The sequence below is a fragment of the Legionella sp. km535 genome, from assembly GCF_003990085.1.
GTDB lineage: Bacteria > Pseudomonadota > Gammaproteobacteria > Legionellales > Legionellaceae > Legionella > Legionella moravica.
In genome coordinates this window covers 20682-40494 of sequence record NZ_RZGU01000011.1, presented here as the reverse complement: position 1 = coordinate 40494, position 19813 = coordinate 20682, and the positions used below count along the sequence as shown (strand labels likewise).

Genomic DNA, 19813 nt, shown 5'->3' with positions numbered 1-19813 from the left:
GAGTATATAATGTGTCGATTTTTTACCATGTTTTACGGGGATGTGAATGGCTCAAGAGATGTTAGCGTCAGCTGCGATTATAGCGCAAGAACTTAAGGTAAAGGTGTCGCAGGTTGAGACTGCTATTCGTTTGCTGGATGAGGGAGCAACAGTTCCTTTCATCGCTCGCTATAGAAAAGAAGCGACTGAAGGACTTGACGATGTGCAATTGCGCTATCTGGAAGAACGGTTACTCTATTTGCGTGAGTTGGATGAACGACGTGCAGTGGTTCTGCAGTCCATACGGGAGCAAGAAAAATTAACTCCTGAATTAGAGCAGAGTATCCTGGCCGCGGACACCAAAACGCGCCTTGAAGATTTGTATTTGCCTTTTAGACCGAAAAGACGCACCAAAGCTCAGATCGCTGTCGAGGCAGGATTAGAGCCATTGGCTCTTACGTTGTGGAAGGATCCCACTCTTGATCCCGAAGAGCAGGCTGTTCAGTATATTAATGTCGAACTGGGTGTTGAAGATGTTAAAGCAGCACTTGAAGGCGCTCGACACATCTTGATGGAGCATTTTGCTGAAGATGCGGATTTGATCAATGAGTTGCGTGAGTATTTATGGCAACATGCGATCGTTAAATCCGTCGGCAGCTCCAAGAAGAAAGAAACGGTAAATAAATTTTCTGATTATTTTGATTATTCTGAAGCCATTAAGAAAATTCCGTCTCATCGTGCACTTGCTTTGTTCCGTGGGCGGCGTGAAAGTGTTTTGCAGGTAAGTCTCATTCTTCCAGAACAGGATTTGAACTACGGAGAGAATCGGGTTGCAGCACATTTTAATATTGCCGATCAGCAGAGAAAAGCCGATAGCTGGTTATTTGAAACAGTACGCATGACCTGGAAAGTTAAATTGTTTACCAAACTGGAATTGGAGCTGTTAACTCGTTTGCGTGAAATGGCTGATGAGGAAGCGATCAAAGTATTCTCCAGAAATTTACGCGATTTATTGCTTGCTGCTCCAGCAGGACCTCAAATTACTATAGGTTTGGATCCAGGCATCAGAACTGGAGTAAAAGTGGTTGTAGTGGATACTACAGGCAAGTTACTCGATTACACCGTCATTTTTCCCTTTGCTCCACAAAATGAATGGCATCAATCCATTGCTGATTTAGCGAAATTAGCGGCAAAACATCATGTTAACTTAATCAGTATTGGTAATGGTACCGGTTCAAGGGAAACTGAACGCCTGGTTGCTGACCTGATTAAAATGTATCCTGATTTGCAATTAACTAAAATCATCGTCAGTGAAGCGGGTGCTTCCGTTTATTCGGCTTCCGAGATTGCGGCCCGTGAATTTCCAGATTTGGATGTAACGTTGAGAGGCGCCGTTTCAATTGCTCGGCGTGTACAGGATCCTTTGGCCGAGTTGGTAAAAATTGAAGCGAAATCCATTGGAGTTGGACAATATCAGCATGATGTAAATCAGGCAAGGCTTGCTCGCTGTCTTGATGGCGTGGTTGAAGACTGTGTGAATGCTGTTGGGGTTGATGTAAATACCGCATCAGCCGCGTTGCTGGCCCATGTTTCAGGACTTAATGAGACTTTAGCCAAGAATATAGTTCAGTATCGCGATGAGCATGGAGCATTTGTCAATCGGGAGCAATTGAAAAATATTAATCGCATGGGGGAAAAAGCGTTTCAACAAGCAGCTGGTTTCCTGCGTATTATGAATGGAGAGAATCCCCTTGATGCATCCTGTGTGCATCCCGAAGCTTATCCTCTGGTTGAGCGAATCATTGCTGATCAGAAACTGGATATTCCTCACATCATCGGTAATCGCGAAGTTCTGCAAAGTGTAAATGCGGATAAATACGTTGATGATACTTATGGCTTACCCACAATTCGAGATGTTTTACGTGAGCTGGAAAAACCAGGACGTGATCCGCGGCCAGAGTTTAAAACGGCACAGTTCAAAGAAGGTGTTGAAGACATTAATCATCTTCATGAGGGGATGATTCTGGAAGGAGTGGTCAGCAACGTGACTAATTTTGGTGCCTTTGTCGATATTGGGGTGCACCAGGATGGATTGGTACACATTTCTGCAATGACCAATAGGTTCATCACTGATCCCAGGGTTGTGGTTAAAGCTGGCGATATTGTCACCGTAAAAGTTGTTGAAGTAGATAAAGAACGCAGACGTATCGGTTTAAGCATGAAACTAGGGGATGACAGTTCACAGCCTGCTGCTAAAAAGACTGCAAAAACAGCACAACCCAAGAAGCAACCGGAAATGAAAAAGGTGGAGCATAAGAAAAAAACCGAACCGGCTAAAAAATCAGAGCCAGTGAAGAAAACCGTATTTAATACTGCAATGGCTGATGCTTTAGCCAAATTAAAGCGTGGTGGAGAATAATGACGCGGTTACCCAAAGGTGAACTGACCATTCAGACCTTGGCTATGCCTATGAGTACAAACGCCAATGGCGATATATTTGGCGGATGGATTGTTTCTCAAATGGACTTGGCTGCCGGGGTTCTGGCCAAAAACATAGCTCAGGGACGAGTTGCTACAGTGGCTATAAATTCGATGTCATTTTTGAAACCGGTGCATGTGGGTGATGTAGTCAGCTGTCATGTTGAGCTGATAAAGCAAGGAACTACTTCAATGACTATAGGTGTTGAAGTATGGGCACTTCCAGCGACTCAGAGTGAGAAATATCAAGTAACAGAAGGTACTTTTGTTTTTGTTGCCATTGATGAACAGGGAAAACCAAGACAGGTACCAAAACATATATGACGAATCAACCTGAACTTTTGCATCGTTTGATTGCGGAAATGGCCGAATTAATTGAACATAATGACGATCCTGATCCGCAGCTATATGCCTTGTTTTTCCAGCATCCTGAGTATGCACTGAAACTTATCGATATATTAAATGATTTGGATGAAGATCTGATACATGAGGGCCCCCCCGTTTACTCTGCGTGTGTATTTGCCTTGGATATCTGTGTGGCTCAATTACAAGCAGCTGTCGATGCACATAATAAAGTCACTTCAAAATCATTAAATCAGTTGATGAATCATCTGGCTGATGTGATTCAAACCAAAAAACACAGTTTAAGTTTCTGGTTGCCGGTTTTAAATGCATTCTATGAGGTTCATGTAGAACTGACTCAGAACTTAAAAGACGCATACTTTGATTTGGCCAACCAGGAAGATGACCATATAGATGAGATTGATCCGGTGTCTCATTTGGATTCCATTCGGGATTTAATTAATGAGTTATCCGATCTGTCAACTTTTGATATTGCTGAAAATTTTTTTGCGCAAAGTTATGCAATGCCAGCAGACTTTTTTGCTGATTTGATCATTGATTTGTACAGTATCGATGAAGGGCATGATATTGCTTTATTGACTTTATTGCATCCAAAATCAGAAGTACGCGAGGTTGCTGTAGCGACCCTGGATCAGGTGATGGATAAAGTGACTTTGACCTCTATATCCCTTTCACGATTACAGGTTATAAAATATTGGTATCCAGAGAGTTATCACAATATGTTTGATCGTTGGATTAAAATACAACGTAAAAAAGGCGTGGTATTTGAAGTGGAGCCTAAACCCGTCTGGATGGAGATCAAGGCAACTGAAGTCGATGGAACCGGTTCCCAGGGCATTTTCATCCATATCCGCAAAAACCGGAAAAATCGGCTTTGTGGTTTATTATTAAAGTTCGAGATGGGCTTAAAGGATGCCTGGATTACACCAATCATTCCAGCCAACGAAGTAACCGAATATTATAAGCAGGCGTTTGCTGAAAGTGTCACTCTACGAGAAGTAGACACATCCTATTTTCAACAAATGGTTGAGCATTTTCTTGCTATAACGGTAGAAAAGGGTGACATTCCTTATTTGCATTTTCTGGAAATTCAGGAATTGTCAGGAATTCGGTTGAGACCAAAGAAACTGGATTTGGAATACCTGTTTGAACAGCTTAGTGTACAAATCACTCCGTTCACACAAGAGGCCATACAAGAATCATTGCAACGCTCAAAATCCTGGCTTAAAAACAAACAATTTACTGAGTCGTGGTATATAGAAAATCCGCTTATTGATAAAATAGTGAATCATAACAGCAGTTTTGTCGACGGAGTTAAGGTGTGTCGATTAGCCGATGCGATGGATGCTGTGTTTATCGAAGAAATGGAATTGCACCGGGATAAATGGCAATTTCATTTTCTCTGGATTGCTTTATGGGTTAAGGCCAAGGCGAGAAAAAATGAAAAGGTATGGCAGGACAGTTTTCTAATTGCCTACACCATACACGAAGGCGTACCGCTGAAGGACATTCCCGTTATGAAAGAAATTTGTCACCAGACGGTAATCAACAGTGTTGAAACCATGCAGGAAAGAAAAACTCATTTGAGTCAGGAATAGTAAATAAATCTGCTATACCCTGGAATCTGCCCTATTGGTGCATTTGTACGCATACACTGAGTATATGTCTTTAGGTGTTATTTGTGTTTGAGCAGATAATTGTTCGCATCGATCAAAGTATTTTTTTAAACATTCACTTCTGTCCCTTAAATCAATAAATAAAATTTCTTGAACAGTTTTATTTGCTATTTTTTGGTTGATGTCTTTACTCCAAATTGAGTATTGGTTTTGTAATGATCCACAATCCAAAGTATAGATAATGGGTTTATTTTTAATAAAAAACAACATTCGTGCCTCAAACCATCCAGAAGAAAATATGGATGATGGAATGTTTTTGAGTTGCTCATTGACTTGTTGCATCAGTCGATAATAAATTAATTTTTTTGTTGGAATAATGCGATAAAGAGTACTGTTATTTATGACTATCAGTACGCTAAGCAGAGTATATACGACGAGAACAATAGCTACAGACTTACGATAGAAATATTCTTGATAACAATATCCCCCTAACAAAGCGCTGGCAATCAGATATGGAGTAAGCCAATTATCCCTGATAATTGCTTTATATGCAGTAAATAGATAAAAGCCTATAAACGTGATGCAGATAATTTGACATAGCAATATGATGTGTTTGATGTAATCGTATTTAGCTTCGGAGTATTTTGTTGAATCTTTATGTATCCAACATAACAGAGCTGGGAGTAACATGATATTTAGTGAAGGTAAAATAATCCAAAAAAAGGAGTGAAATATCGCCTTCAGGTGATTGGTATTCTCCTTGAGTTGATGAATTTTTAACTGATATAAAAATGATTGCCACTCATGTTGATAATTCCAAATGATAACTGGGCTAAAACAAATAACTGCGATCAGGAGGGCAAGATAGAAGTGATTGGTTTTGAATAAACAGCGATATTTAGTGGAAATCAGAAAGATAAGTAATGCTAAAACTAAAACAATTCCTGAGTATTTTGATAATAACATTAAGCCAATACTGATACCGATAAAATATAATGTACGGCTTTCATTATTTTTTAAATAGTGAATAACGTAATAAAGTGTTAACGACCAAAATAAGCATAATGGTGTATCATAGGTTGTTTGCTGTAACAGATCTAAGGTCATTAACGGCGAAAACAACCACAATGATGTAGCGACATAACTGGCTGTTTGCGACAAAAATTGCCTCGCTGTTATGTATATAATCCAACTGGTTAGGGCAGTGATTGCTATGCCTAAAAAAGTTAATGAAAAAACTGTATCGCCAAATAATAACGTCGATAATTTGATCAAATAAGCAATCATTGGTGAACCATCATAATAGGATAAATCTAAATGACGGCTCCAGTCCCAATAATAATAAGTATCAAAAGAAGGTAGACTAAACGGGGCCAGGATTAGCAAAATTGAAAAATAAATAAAAAAATATAATTTGGATTTCTTTATCACGAATTATCCTTTGGCACGTTAAGGTGTAAACAGGTTGCTTGCTAAAACCACACTTTGCGCTCAATAAATATTTATGATGGAATTCGTTCAGCCCAAATATGGCGAGTATAGGTAAAATAATTTAATAAAGAACCAAGCCCTATCCCTGTTGCTAATAATATATTCTCTTGCAAGGTACCGGTACCCAAATAACTGATTCCTAATTTAATCCAATGACTTTGCAGATATATCATGACAAGTGAGTAAATGACAAAGCCTGCCAGGCGCTTCATTTTAAATGACCAGCCAACAAAAGAGTTGCTTCTAAACGTAAATCGGTTATTCAGTATAAAGTTATTGATAATAGCCGCTATTACCGCAATTTGTGATGCGTTGTATGGAGTAAGATATTCGCGCAATACGTTATAGACCATGAATTGAATGAGCATACCCATGGAGCCAACCAGGCACATACTTAAAAACCGCTTTAGCTCATAAAATCGAAGTGTAAAAACTACCTTAAGCGAATCAATGATGCAGTTTTTAGGTAATTTGCTGACTCCTTTTTCCCTGTCTATAAATTCAATAGGGTATTCGCAAATTTTGGCGTTATTTTTGTGCAGCAACCAGAGGAGTTGCAATTTATACGCATATTGGTTCGATAGGAAGCTTTTAGGTAATACTTTTTGGAGTATGTGACGCCTTGTTGCACGAAAACCACTTGTGAAATCTTTATACTTGTGGGTGAGCACTGAACGGGCGATGTAATTGCCAAATATTGAGAACAGTTTTCGATGAAGCGCCCAGTTCTTGGGTATGCTTCCGCCTTTAATGTAGCGGCTGCCTACGACACAATCACAGTTTTTAATCAGTTCCAGCATACCGATAATGTATTTAGGTTGATGTGACAAGTCAGCATCAAACTCAAAGATTATGTCTGCATCGAGTGCTGTCAGGGCATAATTCATCGCTTGCAAATAGGCGGAGCCTAATCCGGATTTTGTTGATTCACTTTTCAAATGAAGTTTTGAGTATGTGTTTTGTAAGTTTTGGACAATGAGTTGCGTGCTATCTTTAGAGGCACTATCAAAAATTAACACATGAATATCATGGCTTTTCAGTGGCTCTACATAATCAAATACCTGATGAATTGTTTCTGCTATAACTGCGGCTTCATTATAAGTTGGGATAATGATAACGACTTTTTCAATTATTGTTTGGCGGGGCTCAGGTAGATGAGTCGTGACGAATTTATTTGAAACAAGAGTCAAATTATTTATCTCGAATGTTAGGAGCCAAGGTGTGGAGATATTATCAGTTGGGTTATGAAAAATAAAGAGGATATTTTATACAGCTCAGGGTAGCCCTCAAGGGAGAAGGGAGTTGATGGTGCCGTCTGATAAACTCCAAATACAACTAAGATGGAGAACCCTGTTATATCGAATATTTTTGTTGCCCATGTTCATCAATTGGATAAAAGAACAAATTTTTAAAAATGTATCCCTGGATTTAGTTTATTTTTCAGATTTGGAGCATTAATGATATTTTGACTGATATTAGCAGATGCAATGAACCACTCTTTATGATAGACCATCAGATCCAAACATAAAGAGCCTGGTTGAGCAATTACTCTATTGTTTCTTTTTGATGAGATAACCAGAAGTTAAACAGCCCGTTAATATCAGTGGAGCATAAATACTTCATGGCTGAGGCCAACAGACTCTCGGGCCAATTCCACCATTCCATTGTCAGCAATTGTTTGATTTGTTCTTCAGAAAAGCGTTTTCAAATGGGTTTTGCAGGGTTACCAGCAACAATTGTATAAGGTTCAACATCTTTTGTTACAACCGAGCGTGCACCGATTAGAGCTCCATGGCCAATTTTGATGCCCGGCATAATCATCGCTTCTGCACCTATCCAAACATCGTGCCCTATTTCTGTATTCCCAACATTTTTAAAGCCATCAATGGCATTTTGCGCGTATTTATCGCCTGTGTAAAAAAACGGGAAGGTACTAACCCACTCCATTCGATGTCCTTGATTCCCTGCCATTATAAAGGAAACGCCAGTACCTATTGAGCAAAAACTGCCAATTATCAGCTTATCTACACCGGGCTCATCAGGCAGCAAATATCGTGCACATTCATTAAAGGAATGACCGTGATAATACCCCGAATAGTAACTGTGTCGTCCAACAATAATGTTGGGATTTGTAACTTGCTCTGATAAGGGTATTCCTTTAAAGGGACTATCGAAATAATTGTTATTCATCATGAAAATATTCTCACTTTGATTATTATTGGAGAAAATTAAGTAAGCTCCTCATAAGATTGGTAACGCTCTTCACTGAGTAGATTGCAGAGTGTTCACTGAATTTGGGATTGTAGGGGTTCGATATTTCTTTGACAAGAATGTTATTCCAGGTATTCTTCGCGCTGAATTAATTAGTAAACAATTTCCGCCATCATGCATCGGGCACTTCCACCGCCAATAGTTTCAATAGTTTCAATATCAACCGGCACTAACTCTGAAAAGTGCTGCAGGGTTTCCAATTGCTTTTTGTTAAAATGATTCATTGCTTGATTGGATAAGACTAAAATGCTTTTTCCCTTGTTGTTAATCAGCTCCAGTACATTTGCGCACATATGCCGAGTTTGATCATACGATAGTTCAATTACGTGCTTTTGGGTTATTTTAAAACTGTGCAACAGAGCAGATTTTTGAAGGGAATCTTTAATCGATTCCCAACAGACGATAGCGTAATTTTGAGTAATACTTAGAATGACATTAGTATGGTACACAGGATGAGCATGTTCATCAACGCTGCTAAACACAATCGGTTTATAATTCAAAATCTCGGCAACTTTATTGACCATGACGGGCGATGTCCTGGGAGATAGAGCAGCATAAATCAGTTGATTATTGCGATCTAAGACCAGACTTCCAGTTCCCTCCAGAATGTTATTGTCATGATTTCTCAGATCAATGATCTTATCCACCGTGTACTGAGCCTCATTGAATACTTTAGTTAATCCCGTGATGTTAACTTCTGCCTGCCGATTTGGGGTAAGCATGGGATAAATTATCAGGATATTATGGCCTTCGGCATCAACATGAGTGGAAAACCAGTTATTGGGAAAAACAGCATCGGGTAATAGTTTATTTTGTTTCAGGATTAATACCCGAACCCCTTGCTCTCTTAAATTGAGTACCATGGCATTAAATTCATCCATGGCCTTTTTTTCGCTATCATCAATATGAGCTGCTGATTGGAACGTATTGCTTGTGGCTGTTTCATGATTAAACTGAAAATTTGCCGGAGGCACCATGAGTACAGTTGAATTATTTAACGCCATACAATTTCCTGAAAGTGAATGGTTGGTGATATTGATACGGGCAGGGCTAAAAGAACGCTGCTCTGCTCACCTGACAGAATCAATAGTTTGAAGCTTTTTGTAGTAAAAGGCTCGCATATTGTTGCAGATTAAAATATATCAGAATATTGTGAATTTGGGGAGCTATGAAATTTAGAGCAAAAAAAACGCCTTGTTCATTAGTAGATAAGAATATCTAAACACGAACAAGGCGTAAAATAAATGAATTAGACTACTTCAACTTCTTCAGCTTGAGGACCTTTTTGTCCGTTGCTAGCTTTGAACATTACAGTTGCACCTTCAGCAAGAGTTTTGAAACCGCTGCTTTGGATTGCGCTGAAATGCACAAAATAATCTTTACCGCCACTTTCTAGAAAACCGAAACCTTTGGACTCATTAAACCATTTTACTGTACCGCGAATTTTATCTGACATGTTATTTTCCTAAATTGTTACCCAACCATTGTAGCATTATTTTATTATTTGTGCTGTTTTTTTATGAAATATTTTTAATATTTTTTAAAATTAAGGTGATTTGGCACAAAAATAAAGTAAAAGTGCAATGATTGATCAACAAAATCAGTCATTGCTCTGAGTTAAAAGTTCCTTTGCATGCGAACGAGTTTGCTCGGTGATGGTTAATCCCCCTAACATTCGGGCAATTTCGTCAACTTTATCATCTGATTTCAGAAGTGTAATTTGAGTTACTGTTTGTTTGTTGTCACTTTGTTTTTCTACTCTGAAGTGATTGTGAGCTGATGCTGCAACCTGTGGTTGGTGAGTCACACAGAAAACCTGTAATCGCTCTCCAAGCTTCCGGAGCATCTTTCCAACCAGTGCGGCAGTAGCTCCGCCAATACCGACATCCACTTCGTCAAATAACAGGGTTGGCGTCGATCCTCTTTGCGCGGTGATCATTTGAATGGCCAGACCAATACGGGACAGCTCTCCACCAGAAGCAACCTTGCCCAGTACATCAGGCTCCATGCCCGGATTAGTACATACTTTATATTCAACTTTATCACGGCCATGAGACTGCATCTTTTCCAGTGGTGAAATGTCAATTTCTATCCAGCCCTTTGGCATACCCAATTGTTGAATGCTGGAAGTTATTTCCTGAGCTAATTTTTTAGCATGGAGCTGTCGAGATTCGGTAAGTTTTTGTGCTGCAATATCATAGGATTTAGTCAATTGGCTCAATTGCAATTGTAAATGAGCTAATTGACACTCAGCATTTTGTAAATGTTCCAGTTCCATTTGCAGTTGGCGTTCATGTTCCGCTATGGCATGACTGTCAATATGATATTTGCGAGCCAGGTGATGGATAGCGCTCATTCGCTCTTCTACTTCGTGCAGCCGCTGTGGATCTAATTGGACGCGTTCGCTAAATTGGTGCATTTCATCCAATGCTTCTTCGCATTGAATCAGGGCGCCGTTAATCAGTTCAAGTGAATTCTTAATCTGAGTTTGTTCCTGAGGAAGTTGATTGATTAATTGAATAACTTGGTTTAATCCTGAGCAGATATTCAGCTGATCATCGCCATTAAGCAGGGTATTGATATGGTGGCTGTGCTCCAGGTATTCTCTGGCGTGATGCAGCATCTGATGTTCTTGATGCAATGCCTCAATTTCACCTTCCTGTAGATTCAGGGCTGCTAATTCCTCGATTTGGAATTGCAATAATTTGATTCTGTCGGCTTGTTGTTCCTGGTTTTGTAACTGGTCTATTTCCAGCTTAATATGCTGACACTGTTTGTATAAGCGAGATACTTCATCCAATAAATTGGGGTGATTGGCGTATTGGTCCAATTGCTGTCTGTGTGTTGGATGTTGCATCAGTGTCTGGTGCTGGTGTTGTCCGTGAATATGAACCAGTTTTTCGCTGAGTTCTTTTACCTTTTGCAGTGGAACAGGTTGGCCATTAATATAGGATTTAGAGCGTCCTTCAGCGTAAATAATGCGCCTTAAAAATAGTTCGCCTTCATCACAGGAAATATCGTGTTCTGCCAACCACTGGGCAGGCTCTGATAATTGGTCAAAAATAAAACCAGCGGTAATATCACATTTCTCCTGACCAGGGCGAATAACTGAGACATCACCACGACCACCCAATGCAAGCATTAAGGCGTCTATCATGATGGATTTGCCTGCTCCGGTCTCACCTGTGAAGGCGGTCATGCCTTTTGAAAAATCCAGTTCCAGTTGTTTAACAATAGCGAAATGTTCAATGCGCAAGGTTGTGAGCATGATTTATCCCTGATGTTTTGATTCCCATCCAAGTTTACTACGTAATGTATCATAATAATGGTAATCCAGTGGATGTAACAAGCGGAGTTGATTGCCATTTTTGTATATTGACACACGTTGACCTGGTTTAACCATTCGTGATTCATGGCCATCACAACTGACCCGTAATTCAGTTTCATTAAACTCGCTGATGTGCAGTTCAATTTTAGCTTCCCCGTCAACCACGAGAGGCCGGGAACTAAGGCTATGCGAAAACATGGGTACTAGCACAATAGCATTGAGTTGGGGGTGCATAATAGGGCCTCCGGCTGATAGAGCATAAGCAGTAGAGCCAGTAGGAGTCGATAATATCATGCCATCGGAGCGATAATGACTAACCAGTTGTTGATTAACGTACACATCAAACTCGATAAGATGGGTTTCATTTCCCCTGCCTAAAACCACATCGTTAAGCGCATCTCCCTCAAAATAGGTTTTATCCTGATCGTAAATTCGGGTATGCAGCAAGAACCGTTGTTCTTCTTCATAAGAACCGTTCAATACAGCACCCAGTTGCGTTTCTATGTCCTGAGGCAGTATGTCCGTCAAAAAGCCCAGACGCCCTCGGTTAATGCCAATTACAGGTGTATTTACTTGGATTGCCATTCGTGCTGCAGAAAGCAGGCTGCCATCACCACCAACAACGATGATCAGATCCTCTTTTTCTCCCATATCTTCTCGAGCTAATATGGGGATGTTCATCATGAAACCGGCAGTAGTATCTTGATCCTGATAGATTTTGATGTTCTGATTTGTTAAAAATTCAACCAGTCGGTGTAAGCTTTCGCTTACACCTTGATTGGCTCTATGCTGACGAGCATAGAGTATGACTCGCTTAAATTTTTGTTTCATTTCGTTATTATTCTTCACTATTGGCAATACGTGATGCTTTTTTCCTGTCGTGCTCTTTTAAGGATTTCTTACGCAACCGAATTGAATTTGGTGTTACTTCAACCAGTTCGTCATCATCAATAAACTCCAAAGCCTGTTCCAGAGTTAACTTGATTGGCGGAGTAAGGATGATGTTCTCGTCAGTACCGGAAGCACGCATATTGGTTAATTGCTTTTCTTTGGTCACATTCACTACCAGGTCATTATCTCTGGCATGAATCCCTACAATCATTCCTTCATAGCAGGTAGCTTGAGGATCGAGAAACAAGCGTCCACGCTCTTGCAGGTTGAACAGAGCGAAGCCACGTGCTGTACCTTGGCAATTTGCGATCATCACGCCATTGGTGCGTTTGCCGATTCGGCCTTTAATCGCGGGGCCATAATGATCGTAAACGTGGTACATTAATCCAGTACCTGAGGTGCATGACAAAAATTCATTGTGGAATCCAATCAAGCCTCGAGTCGGTATAATATAATCCAATCGGACTCGACCTTTTCCGTCCGGAACCATGTTTTGCATGTCGCCACGACGTTCACCCAGTTTCTCCATTATGGTGCCCTGGTGGCTTTCTTCAACGTCTACTGTCAGGCGCTCATAAGGCTCTTGCAGTTCTCCATCTACTTCCCGAATAATGACTTCCGGCTTACTGATGGCTAACTCATAACCTTCACGGCGCATGTTTTCAATCAGAATGGATAAATGCAATTCCCCTCGACCAGACACTCTGAATTTATCGGGATCTTCGCAATCCTCAACACGTAAAGCCACATTGTGTAATAATTCAGTATCCAGACGTTCGCGAATTTTACGGGAGGTGACAAATTTACCTTCCTGGCCAGCAAATGGAGAATCATTAACCTGGAACGTCATGCTGATGGTGGGTTCATCGACCATTAATGCAGGCAACGCTTCTACTGTATTGGGATCGCATATGGTATCGGAGATATTCAGGTTTTCAATTCCCGTTATCGCGATAATATTACCCGCTCCAGCCTCTTCGATTTCAACTCGCTCCAGCCCTTTAAAACCAAGTAATTGCAATAAGCGGCCACTACGCATGTTGCCGTCTTTATCTATGATTTTTACAGGCGATTTTGCTTTAATTTGACCTCTGGTGATTCGTCCGATGCCTATGGTGCCTACGTAAGTAGAGTAGGCTAATGAGCTGATTTGCATTTGGAAGGGACCATTCGGATCCACATCTGGCGGCGCAACTTTATCAACAATAGTTTGCAGTAACGCTGACATATCCGTTGCTTCGTCTTCCAGATTGAGTTTGGCAAAACCATTGAGGGCGGAAGCATAGACCACAGGAAAATCCAATTGGGTGTCGTTGGCCCCAAGATTATCAAACAAATCAAACACCTGATCCATGACCCAGTCAGGTCTTGCTCCAGGTCTGTCTATTTTGTTAATGACAACAATAGGATTTAAGCCTCTGGCAAAGGCTTTCTGAGTTACAAATCGAGTTTGAGGCATAGGGCCGTCAACAGCGTCGACTAATAGAAGAACGCAGTCAACCATAGAGAGAATACGCTCAACTTCTCCACCAAAATCCGCATGCCCCGGGGTATCAACGATATTAATTTGATATCCATTCCAATAAACACACGTATTTTTAGCAAGAATGGTGATTCCCCTTTCTTTTTCAAGTGCATTAGAGTCCATGACTCGCTCAACCTTGGGCGCACGTTCATTTAAAGTACCAGTTTGCTGAAGTAGTTTGTCTACAAGAGTTGTTTTGCCATGGTCAACGTGTGCGATAATGGCAATATTGCGAATCTGTTCAATCATAAATAACCTTTAGTTGGGAATTGCTGGAATTAATGTTAAGGAATAGCTGGGTATTTGTTCATAGTTTCAACATTATACACGAATTGCTGACTAAATCCTATCCGATACTGGGTGTTAATTCTATCAGGACTTACTGAAATCGCCCAATCCCTTCGTTAAAAGAAATTTTTTATTAAGTCATTAAGTTGTTGTAACTCCTTCATTAACAATTTCTTTTGTCTCAACCTTGGATTTTTTTCAATTGAGTGGCTAAAAATTATGTTGAAGATGAAAAAACATTTAAATAGAATGAATTGAGTTTTTTTGTAGTAATCTCTCAGTACCTTTGAGAATCCTGTCCATTCTGAGCTCAGTGAAGGATCTCCTAAAAAAGCACTGTATCACCGCCCGGAAGAACGTTATGCGTTATGGATGATGATTTCATGGATATTGAGAAGTTGCATTTTTTTAAGGCTTTAATATGAATGACTTTAAAGGATTTAAAGTTGTATTAATGATGTTTTTTTTAATACAAGGACGTGTTTTTTCTGCCCCATTACCCGCTGTCTGTGAATCCACCGTAGAAAATCCTTGCATTGTGCAAGACAGTAAAACCCAATTTTCCTCCGTTGAATGGATGCGTGATGTCGCAACAATTGCCGATGCTTATAACGGCAATGTTCAGGGTATTCATGACCTTTATTTATCAGGAAGTGAAGAACCGAGCGAAAAGGGATGGCGGACTATCGCTGAATATATTGCGATGCGCCGGCCTAAAAATGGCAAACCGGTCATCGTACTGGATTTAAGACAGGAAAGTCATGGTTATTTAAACGGAAGGGCGATTACTCTTGTTAGTGATTATAACTGGCTCAATCTTGGCAAAACTAATGCCCAAAGTGCGCAGGATCAAGAAAATTGGCTGGCGACTTTACGCTTTAGAAAAACCATACCCGGAATTTTAACAGTGCCTCAATATCGACAGAAGCAGTATTTCAATGGGAAATCCATGGCTGTCGGAACCGTTAGAAATGAAGAATACTATGTTTCAAAATGGGGTTTTGAATACCATCGCCTGTTTATTACCGATCACCGTGCTCCCCGGGATTCGGAGGTCGATGCATTTTTGAATTTGGTCCGTAGCAAGCCTAAAAAAACCTGGTTCCATGTTCATTGTCGTGGTGGCAAAGGACGCACTTCAACTATCCTGGCGATGTTTGATATGCTCAATAACGCAGACAAGGCCAGTTTTGAGGAAATAATAGAACGTCAGGCCTCCATTTCTCCATATTATAACCTTTTGGAAATTTATCGTGGGGATCCAGAGCTAACTCCTTATTATATCAAGAGAATTGCATTCCTGAAGAAATTCTATGAGTTTTCTCGTCAGTCCTTGATGGGATATTCTGGAACCTGGACTGAATGGAAGGCATTGCATCAATCCATTTGAATTTGGAATTCTTGTCATTCTATCCTCTGCGGGTTCGCTTCAACCGAGCAACCCGCTTCTGTCAAAATGATGACAAAGTCCCGTCATTTTTTTATCGCAGATAAAATATTGATGCGTTACACGTAGTTACAGCATATTAACCATTTATTCCATGATCTCTCTGATATTTTGGTACAAGCTTTGCTAGACTAATATTAGGAAGTAAAAAAAGGGGGAGTTTATGAAACAACTAATTTTACATCCCACCGATATTAGTCAATGGCATGCTTTGGTTAATGAAGCTCAAGCGTCTACACGATTAATTTTGAACGAAAACACGGAAAGTTATCTCGTTTTTTTATTAATGCGTTTTTCCCAAGGCCCCAAATTGATTGAATCGGTTGTGGCTCTTGATTTCCTTGATTCCATGCGTAAACCACGACAGCTGCAATTAGAATTATTGCGCGATGTAGGGGATAAGAGTCTTCTGTTCTGTGGACTTTTTCCCGGGATTGCGAAAAAGCGTCATGTGAGCCTGAGTTATTTTTCTGATATGGGGCAAGCTGCCTATTTAACAGCAGGTGAATTGCAGGAAAGTGAGTCAGCCGATTTGTATTTTCAGTTAAGCGCGCAATTCATTACATTACAACAAATATTACAGGCTATGCGCGGAGAATACGTGCAATTTAGTCCAAAAGACAAAGGTATTTTATCTTCAATTGACTTAACACTACAGTAATCATCTGATTGAAGCAATTTATAGTCTCAGTGTTGATTCCGACTGAAATCACTACTGAGACTAATGGTGGTTATCTTAGATGACTTTAATATAAATATGCTGGTTTTGCATGTAATTTGATACCAGTCTATTGATGAAACAACAGGGCAACGTCTATGGAATCAAAGGTATATTTCTGATTGCAGAAATCACAGTTTATCTCAATCGCACCTTGTTCTTGCAATAAGGCTTCGGCGTCCTCTTTGCCCAGAGTAGTAATCACCTGCTTCATCTTTTCATTCGTACACCGACATTGAAAGCGAGTAGATCGAGATTCAAATATTCTGAGATCAGTTTCGTTATAAAGCCGATAGAGCAGGGTTTGATTGTCCAGGGTTAATAATTCTTCTTCGCTAACCGTTTGTCCCAATTGTACGGCGTATTCCCAAAACTGTTCTCTTTGCAGCGTGTCTTGTCCTGGCATCAACTGAAGCAGCATGCCTGCAGCCATCTCATTATTTACTGCCAACCAGACGCGTGTCGCTACTTGTTCCGAATGCGCAAAATAGCCCATCAGATTTTCACTCATCGATGTCGATTGAAGCGGTACCATACTTTGGTATGCCTGGGTTTGATTATTTTGACTGATGGTGAGTACCATTTGACCTTGAAGAAATGCTGTTGCGTAATCGATAATTTCCAGATCTTCGGCGCACTTGGCAAAAGCCCTTATGTTTAATTCGTGATCACATTGCACAAGCAGCAATGGTAATCGATGGTCCCCCTGAAACTGTAAACTCAAACTTCCTTCAAATTTAATACTGCTGGCTAACAAGAGGCAGGAAACAATAGCCTCACCTAATAAGTTTTTAACCATAGGTGGATAGGTACGTTGATTCATTATGGTTTGAAATGTTTTTTCAATATGGACAATTTCGCCACGGATATTGGCATGTTCAAAAATGAATCGTTGTAATGTATCTGATTCTTTCATTGGAAAAGCTCGTTACACAAATTTGCCTATTATAACATAATATGGTCAGAGTATTCATAGCCAATCCTGTGATTAAAAACACCCGTGCAGCGAGCTTTAAGGAGCGGAATAGTCTGAGATTTAATTTATTTGCAGGCCAGGACGTTATATGGCTACTTAGGTTCTTTTTAAGATACATTTTGAAACTATTTTTTGAGTATTTCCTGGAAATTCGGTGGTCTTGATCTATTCTTAAAAAACCCCCTAAATACACCTGAGGAATTATTATGAAAAATAATAGCATGCTTATGCCACTGTTTAAGACCATAGATAAACTATTGTTTGGGATTACCGAGATCAATGAAATCGAAAAAAAGGATGAATTTATTGACTCGGATAATGAAGAAGAGTTTGATGTGGAGCGATCCAGCAATTAACAGTTGATTCGAAAAGTCAGGGTAAGCGATAATGCCCTCTTTTTGCACGAGATTAAAGTATGTTGAATAGCCAACAAATGGCTGCAGTACATTATATTGATGGGCCTTTGTTGGTTCTTGCTGGCGCTGGAAGTGGTAAGACACGAGTTATTACTCAAAAAATTGGCTATTTAATCAATACCTGTGGCTACTCCGCCAAATCTGTTTGTGCCGTAACCTTTACTAACAAAGCGGCAAATGAAATGCGCGCCCGGGTTGCTACAGTCCTTCCGTCATCAAGCCGTCGTGGGTTGAAAGTTGCTACGTTTCATACTTTAGGTTTAAGTATGATCAAACGTGATGCCGCTTTATGTGAGTTAAGAAAAGGTTTTTCTATTTTTGACAGTGAGGACTGTTTGCAGGTTTTACGTCATTTTCTCACTGCTAATAAAGCGAATGAACGCGAGTACATGCTGCAAATTCAGCAGCAAATTTCGCGATGGAAAAATGATTTGTTAAGCCCTGAATCGGTCTTAAATTGTCCCCTGGATACACCTGTACAGTTAGAAGCATCATTGATTTATCCTCGCTATCAACAGGCATTAAAATCGTATAATGCCGTAGATTTTGATGATTTGATTCGATTGCCGGTGAGTCTGCTAACAGAGCATCCGGACGTATTGGAGTATTGGCAAAATAAAATACGTCATTTATTGGTTGATGAATATCAGGATTCAAATACCAGTCAGTATTTATTAGTTAAAAAACTGGTTGGCGTTAGAGCCCATTTTACGGTAGTTGGAGATGATGATCAGTCTATTTACGCCTGGCGTGGTGCCAAGCCTGAAAATCTGGAACAATTACAACGAGATTACCCTCAACTTAAAATCATTAAACTGGAGCAAAATTATCGTTCGACCAGTCGAATTTTGCATACAGCAAATCATTTAATCGCTAATAATCAACACTTGTTTGAAAAGAAATTGTGGAGTGATTTGGGGCATGGAGAATTACTCAGAGTCATCAGTTGCAGGGATGATCAAGATGAAGCGGAACATGTGGTTGCTGATTTAATCAGTCATAAAATGCGTTCCCGGACTAATTACGGTGATTATGCCATTTTATATCGGGGAAACCACCAATCCCGAATTTTTGAAAAAGTATTACGCAATTATGGAATTCCGTATCGCATTAGCGGCGGACAATCCTGGTTTGCCAAGGCTGAGGTAAAAGATGTATTTGCTTATTTAAAATTACTCTGTAATGAAACCGACGATGCTGCTTTTGTGCGCGTGATCAATACCCCCAAACGAGGTATTGGCGACACCACTCTGGATGCCTTGGGTCGCTATGCTCAATCAAGAGGATTGAGCCTTTATGCCGGCGCGGATCATCTGGCTTTGAGTGAACATCTTTCAGAAAAACCCAGGGCGGCTTTACAGACTTTTAAGACCTGGATAGAACAGGTTAAAGGGCGCTTGTCTTCTGGATCGGTTCTTGAGCATTTAAGGCAAATGGTTGAGGACAGTGGATATGAAGCGCATATTTACGAACAAAGTGATACTCCTGCCAAAGCACAAAAGAGAATGGATAATGTATGGGAATTACTTGAATGGGTCGATAGGTTATTGAAAAAGAATCCTGAGCACACTTTAGCTGATGTAGTGAACAAATTAATCTTGATTGATATTTTGGAACAGTCAGATGAACAAGATAACGATACCCTTCAATTAATGACTTTGCATGCGTCAAAAGGTCTGGAATTTCCTTATGTTTATCTGGTAGGAATGGAAGAGGAATTGTTGCCCCATCGAGTCAGTATCGATGATGATCAGATTGAGGAAGAACGGCGATTAGCTTATGTTGGCATTACACGAGCGCAAAAAGGCCTTTGTTTTACTCTGGCCAAACAACGGCGTCGAGCTGGTGAGCTTCAGGATTGCATTCCCAGCCGCTTTTTGGATGAATTGCCGCAAGATAATCTTGAGTGGTTTGGTAAGGGGGGTGAGCGTTGTGAAGAGAAATCTAAACATATTGCCAAATCTCATTTAGCCGGTTTAAAAAGCCTGCTGACTTGATGGGGATTGTGGCCATTAAGGGAAGAATG

The 19813-nt window shown here is 40.2% G+C and carries 15 protein-coding genes and 1 pseudogene; 7 read left to right on the top strand and 9 right to left on the bottom strand.

The genetic code is table 11. The features are described from left to right. Window positions 1-46 precede the first annotated feature (46 nt). Genes ELY21_RS07890 through ELY21_RS07880 form a run of 3 tightly spaced genes read left to right on the top strand, consistent with a single transcriptional unit; the run spans window position 47 to window position 4418 of the window. Window positions 47-2398, top strand: coding sequence for a Tex family protein (locus ELY21_RS07890; protein ID WP_127108470.1), 2352 nt, complete (start codon window positions 47-49; stop codon window positions 2396-2398). After that, the gene (locus ELY21_RS07885) at window positions 2398-2781 is read left to right on the top strand and encodes an acyl-CoA thioesterase (RefSeq protein ID WP_028382759.1); all 384 of its coding nucleotides are present in this window, start codon (window positions 2398-2400) and stop codon (window positions 2779-2781) included. The genes ELY21_RS07890 and ELY21_RS07885 overlap by 1 nt, the downstream gene beginning before the upstream one ends. Next, window positions 2778-4418: a hypothetical protein gene (locus tag ELY21_RS07880; protein WP_127108468.1), complete on the top strand. Its 1641-nt coding sequence runs from the start codon at window positions 2778-2780 to the stop codon at window positions 4416-4418. The genes ELY21_RS07885 and ELY21_RS07880 overlap by 4 nt, the downstream gene beginning before the upstream one ends. Before the next feature lie 12 nt (window positions 4419-4430). Here ELY21_RS07880 and ELY21_RS07875 read toward each other — a convergent pair whose 3' ends face one another. The 8 genes and pseudogenes from ELY21_RS07875 to typA all read right to left on the bottom strand — a co-directional run bounded on the left by ELY21_RS07875 (window position 4431) and on the right by typA (window position 14191). Continuing rightward, window positions 4431-5867, bottom strand: coding sequence for a glycosyltransferase family 39 protein (locus ELY21_RS07875; RefSeq protein ID WP_127108466.1), 1437 nt, complete (start codon window positions 5865-5867; stop codon window positions 4431-4433). A gap of 71 nt (window positions 5868-5938) precedes the next feature. Further along, entirely contained in the window at window positions 5939-7060 is a 1122-nt protein-coding gene (locus ELY21_RS07870) for a glycosyltransferase family 2 protein (RefSeq protein ID WP_233588690.1), read from the bottom strand. Window positions 7061-7472: 412 nt separating this feature from the next. Then, a pseudogene (gene catB, locus ELY21_RS07865) lies at window positions 7473-8117 on the bottom strand (type B chloramphenicol O-acetyltransferase). A 173-nt stretch (window positions 8118-8290) separates the two neighbouring features. Further along, entirely contained in the window at window positions 8291-9202 is a 912-nt protein-coding gene (locus ELY21_RS07860) for an arginine deiminase-related protein (RefSeq protein WP_233588688.1), read from the bottom strand. A 245-nt stretch (window positions 9203-9447) separates the two neighbouring features. Beyond that, window positions 9448-9654, bottom strand: a complete 207-nt coding sequence (locus ELY21_RS07855) for a cold-shock protein (RefSeq protein ID WP_028382754.1) — start codon at window positions 9652-9654, stop codon at window positions 9448-9450. 144 nt (window positions 9655-9798) lie between these two features. Continuing rightward, on the bottom strand, window positions 9799-11466 hold the full coding sequence (gene recN / locus ELY21_RS07850) for a DNA repair protein RecN (RefSeq protein ID WP_127108462.1): 1668 nt from the start codon (window positions 11464-11466) through the stop codon (window positions 9799-9801). 3 nt (window positions 11467-11469) lie between these two features. Then, window positions 11470-12357 (bottom strand): NAD(+) kinase, encoded by an 888-nt coding sequence (locus tag ELY21_RS07845; protein ID WP_127108460.1) that lies wholly within the window; start codon window positions 12355-12357, stop codon window positions 11470-11472. A gap of 7 nt (window positions 12358-12364) precedes the next feature. Next, on the bottom strand, window positions 12365-14191 hold the full coding sequence (gene typA / locus ELY21_RS07840; protein WP_127108458.1) for a translational GTPase TypA: 1827 nt from the start codon (window positions 14189-14191) through the stop codon (window positions 12365-12367). A 460-nt stretch (window positions 14192-14651) separates the two neighbouring features. Here typA and ELY21_RS07835 point away from each other — a divergent pair, with 460 nt between their 5' ends. Both ELY21_RS07835 and ELY21_RS07830 read left to right on the top strand, forming a co-directional pair. Next, a complete protein-coding gene (locus ELY21_RS07835) occupies window positions 14652-15620 on the top strand; it encodes a tyrosine protein phosphatase (RefSeq protein ID WP_127108456.1) in 969 nt (322 codons plus the stop codon). A 220-nt stretch (window positions 15621-15840) separates the two neighbouring features. After that, window positions 15841-16338: a hypothetical protein gene (locus ELY21_RS07830; protein WP_028382749.1), complete on the top strand. Its 498-nt coding sequence runs from the start codon at window positions 15841-15843 to the stop codon at window positions 16336-16338. A 127-nt stretch (window positions 16339-16465) separates the two neighbouring features. On the opposite strand, the gene hslO is transcribed toward ELY21_RS07830, so the two are convergent. Next, window positions 16466-17311, bottom strand: coding sequence for an Hsp33 family molecular chaperone HslO (gene hslO, locus ELY21_RS07825; protein ID WP_127108454.1), 846 nt, complete (start codon window positions 17309-17311; stop codon window positions 16466-16468). A 266-nt stretch (window positions 17312-17577) separates the two neighbouring features. Here hslO and ELY21_RS15720 point away from each other — a divergent pair, with 266 nt between their 5' ends. Both ELY21_RS15720 and ELY21_RS07820 read left to right on the top strand, forming a co-directional pair. Continuing rightward, window positions 17578-17727 (top strand): hypothetical protein, encoded by a 150-nt coding sequence (locus ELY21_RS15720; RefSeq protein ID WP_165482377.1) that lies wholly within the window; start codon window positions 17578-17580, stop codon window positions 17725-17727. A gap of 59 nt (window positions 17728-17786) precedes the next feature. Beyond that, a complete protein-coding gene (locus ELY21_RS07820) occupies window positions 17787-19784 on the top strand; it encodes a UvrD-helicase domain-containing protein (protein WP_127108452.1) in 1998 nt (665 codons plus the stop codon). Window positions 19785-19813 lie beyond the last annotated feature (29 nt).

What these genes read in the sequence shown, in the direction of transcription:
- ELY21_RS15720 (WP_165482377.1), top strand. Translation starts at nt 17,578, where the DNA reads ATGAAAAATAATAGCATGCTTATGCCACTGTTTAAGACCATAGATAAA.
- ELY21_RS07885 (WP_028382759.1), top strand. Translation starts at nt 2,398, where the DNA reads ATGACGCGGTTACCCAAAGGTGAACTGACCATTCAGACCTTGGCTATG.
- ELY21_RS07835 (WP_127108456.1), top strand. Translation starts at nt 14,652, where the DNA reads ATGAATGACTTTAAAGGATTTAAAGTTGTATTAATGATGTTTTTTTTA.
- ELY21_RS07820 (WP_127108452.1), top strand. Translation starts at nt 17,787, where the DNA reads ATGTTGAATAGCCAACAAATGGCTGCAGTACATTATATTGATGGGCCT.
- typA (WP_127108458.1), bottom strand. Translation starts at nt 14,191, where the DNA reads ATGATTGAACAGATTCGCAATATTGCCATTATCGCACACGTTGACCAT.
- ELY21_RS07830 (WP_028382749.1), top strand. Translation starts at nt 15,841, where the DNA reads ATGAAACAACTAATTTTACATCCCACCGATATTAGTCAATGGCATGCT.
- ELY21_RS07890 (WP_127108470.1), top strand. Translation starts at nt 47, where the DNA reads ATGGCTCAAGAGATGTTAGCGTCAGCTGCGATTATAGCGCAAGAACTT.
- ELY21_RS07880 (WP_127108468.1), top strand. Translation starts at nt 2,778, where the DNA reads ATGACGAATCAACCTGAACTTTTGCATCGTTTGATTGCGGAAATGGCC.
- hslO (WP_127108454.1), bottom strand. Translation starts at nt 17,311, where the DNA reads ATGAAAGAATCAGATACATTACAACGATTCATTTTTGAACATGCCAAT.
- ELY21_RS07860 (WP_233588688.1), bottom strand. Translation starts at nt 9,202, where the DNA reads ATGGCGTTAAATAATTCAACTGTACTCATGGTGCCTCCGGCAAATTTT.
- ELY21_RS07845 (WP_127108460.1), bottom strand. Translation starts at nt 12,357, where the DNA reads ATGAAACAAAAATTTAAGCGAGTCATACTCTATGCTCGTCAGCATAGA.
- ELY21_RS07855 (WP_028382754.1), bottom strand. Translation starts at nt 9,654, where the DNA reads ATGTCAGATAAAATTCGCGGTACAGTAAAATGGTTTAATGAGTCCAAA.
- recN (WP_127108462.1), bottom strand. Translation starts at nt 11,466, where the DNA reads ATGCTCACAACCTTGCGCATTGAACATTTCGCTATTGTTAAACAACTG.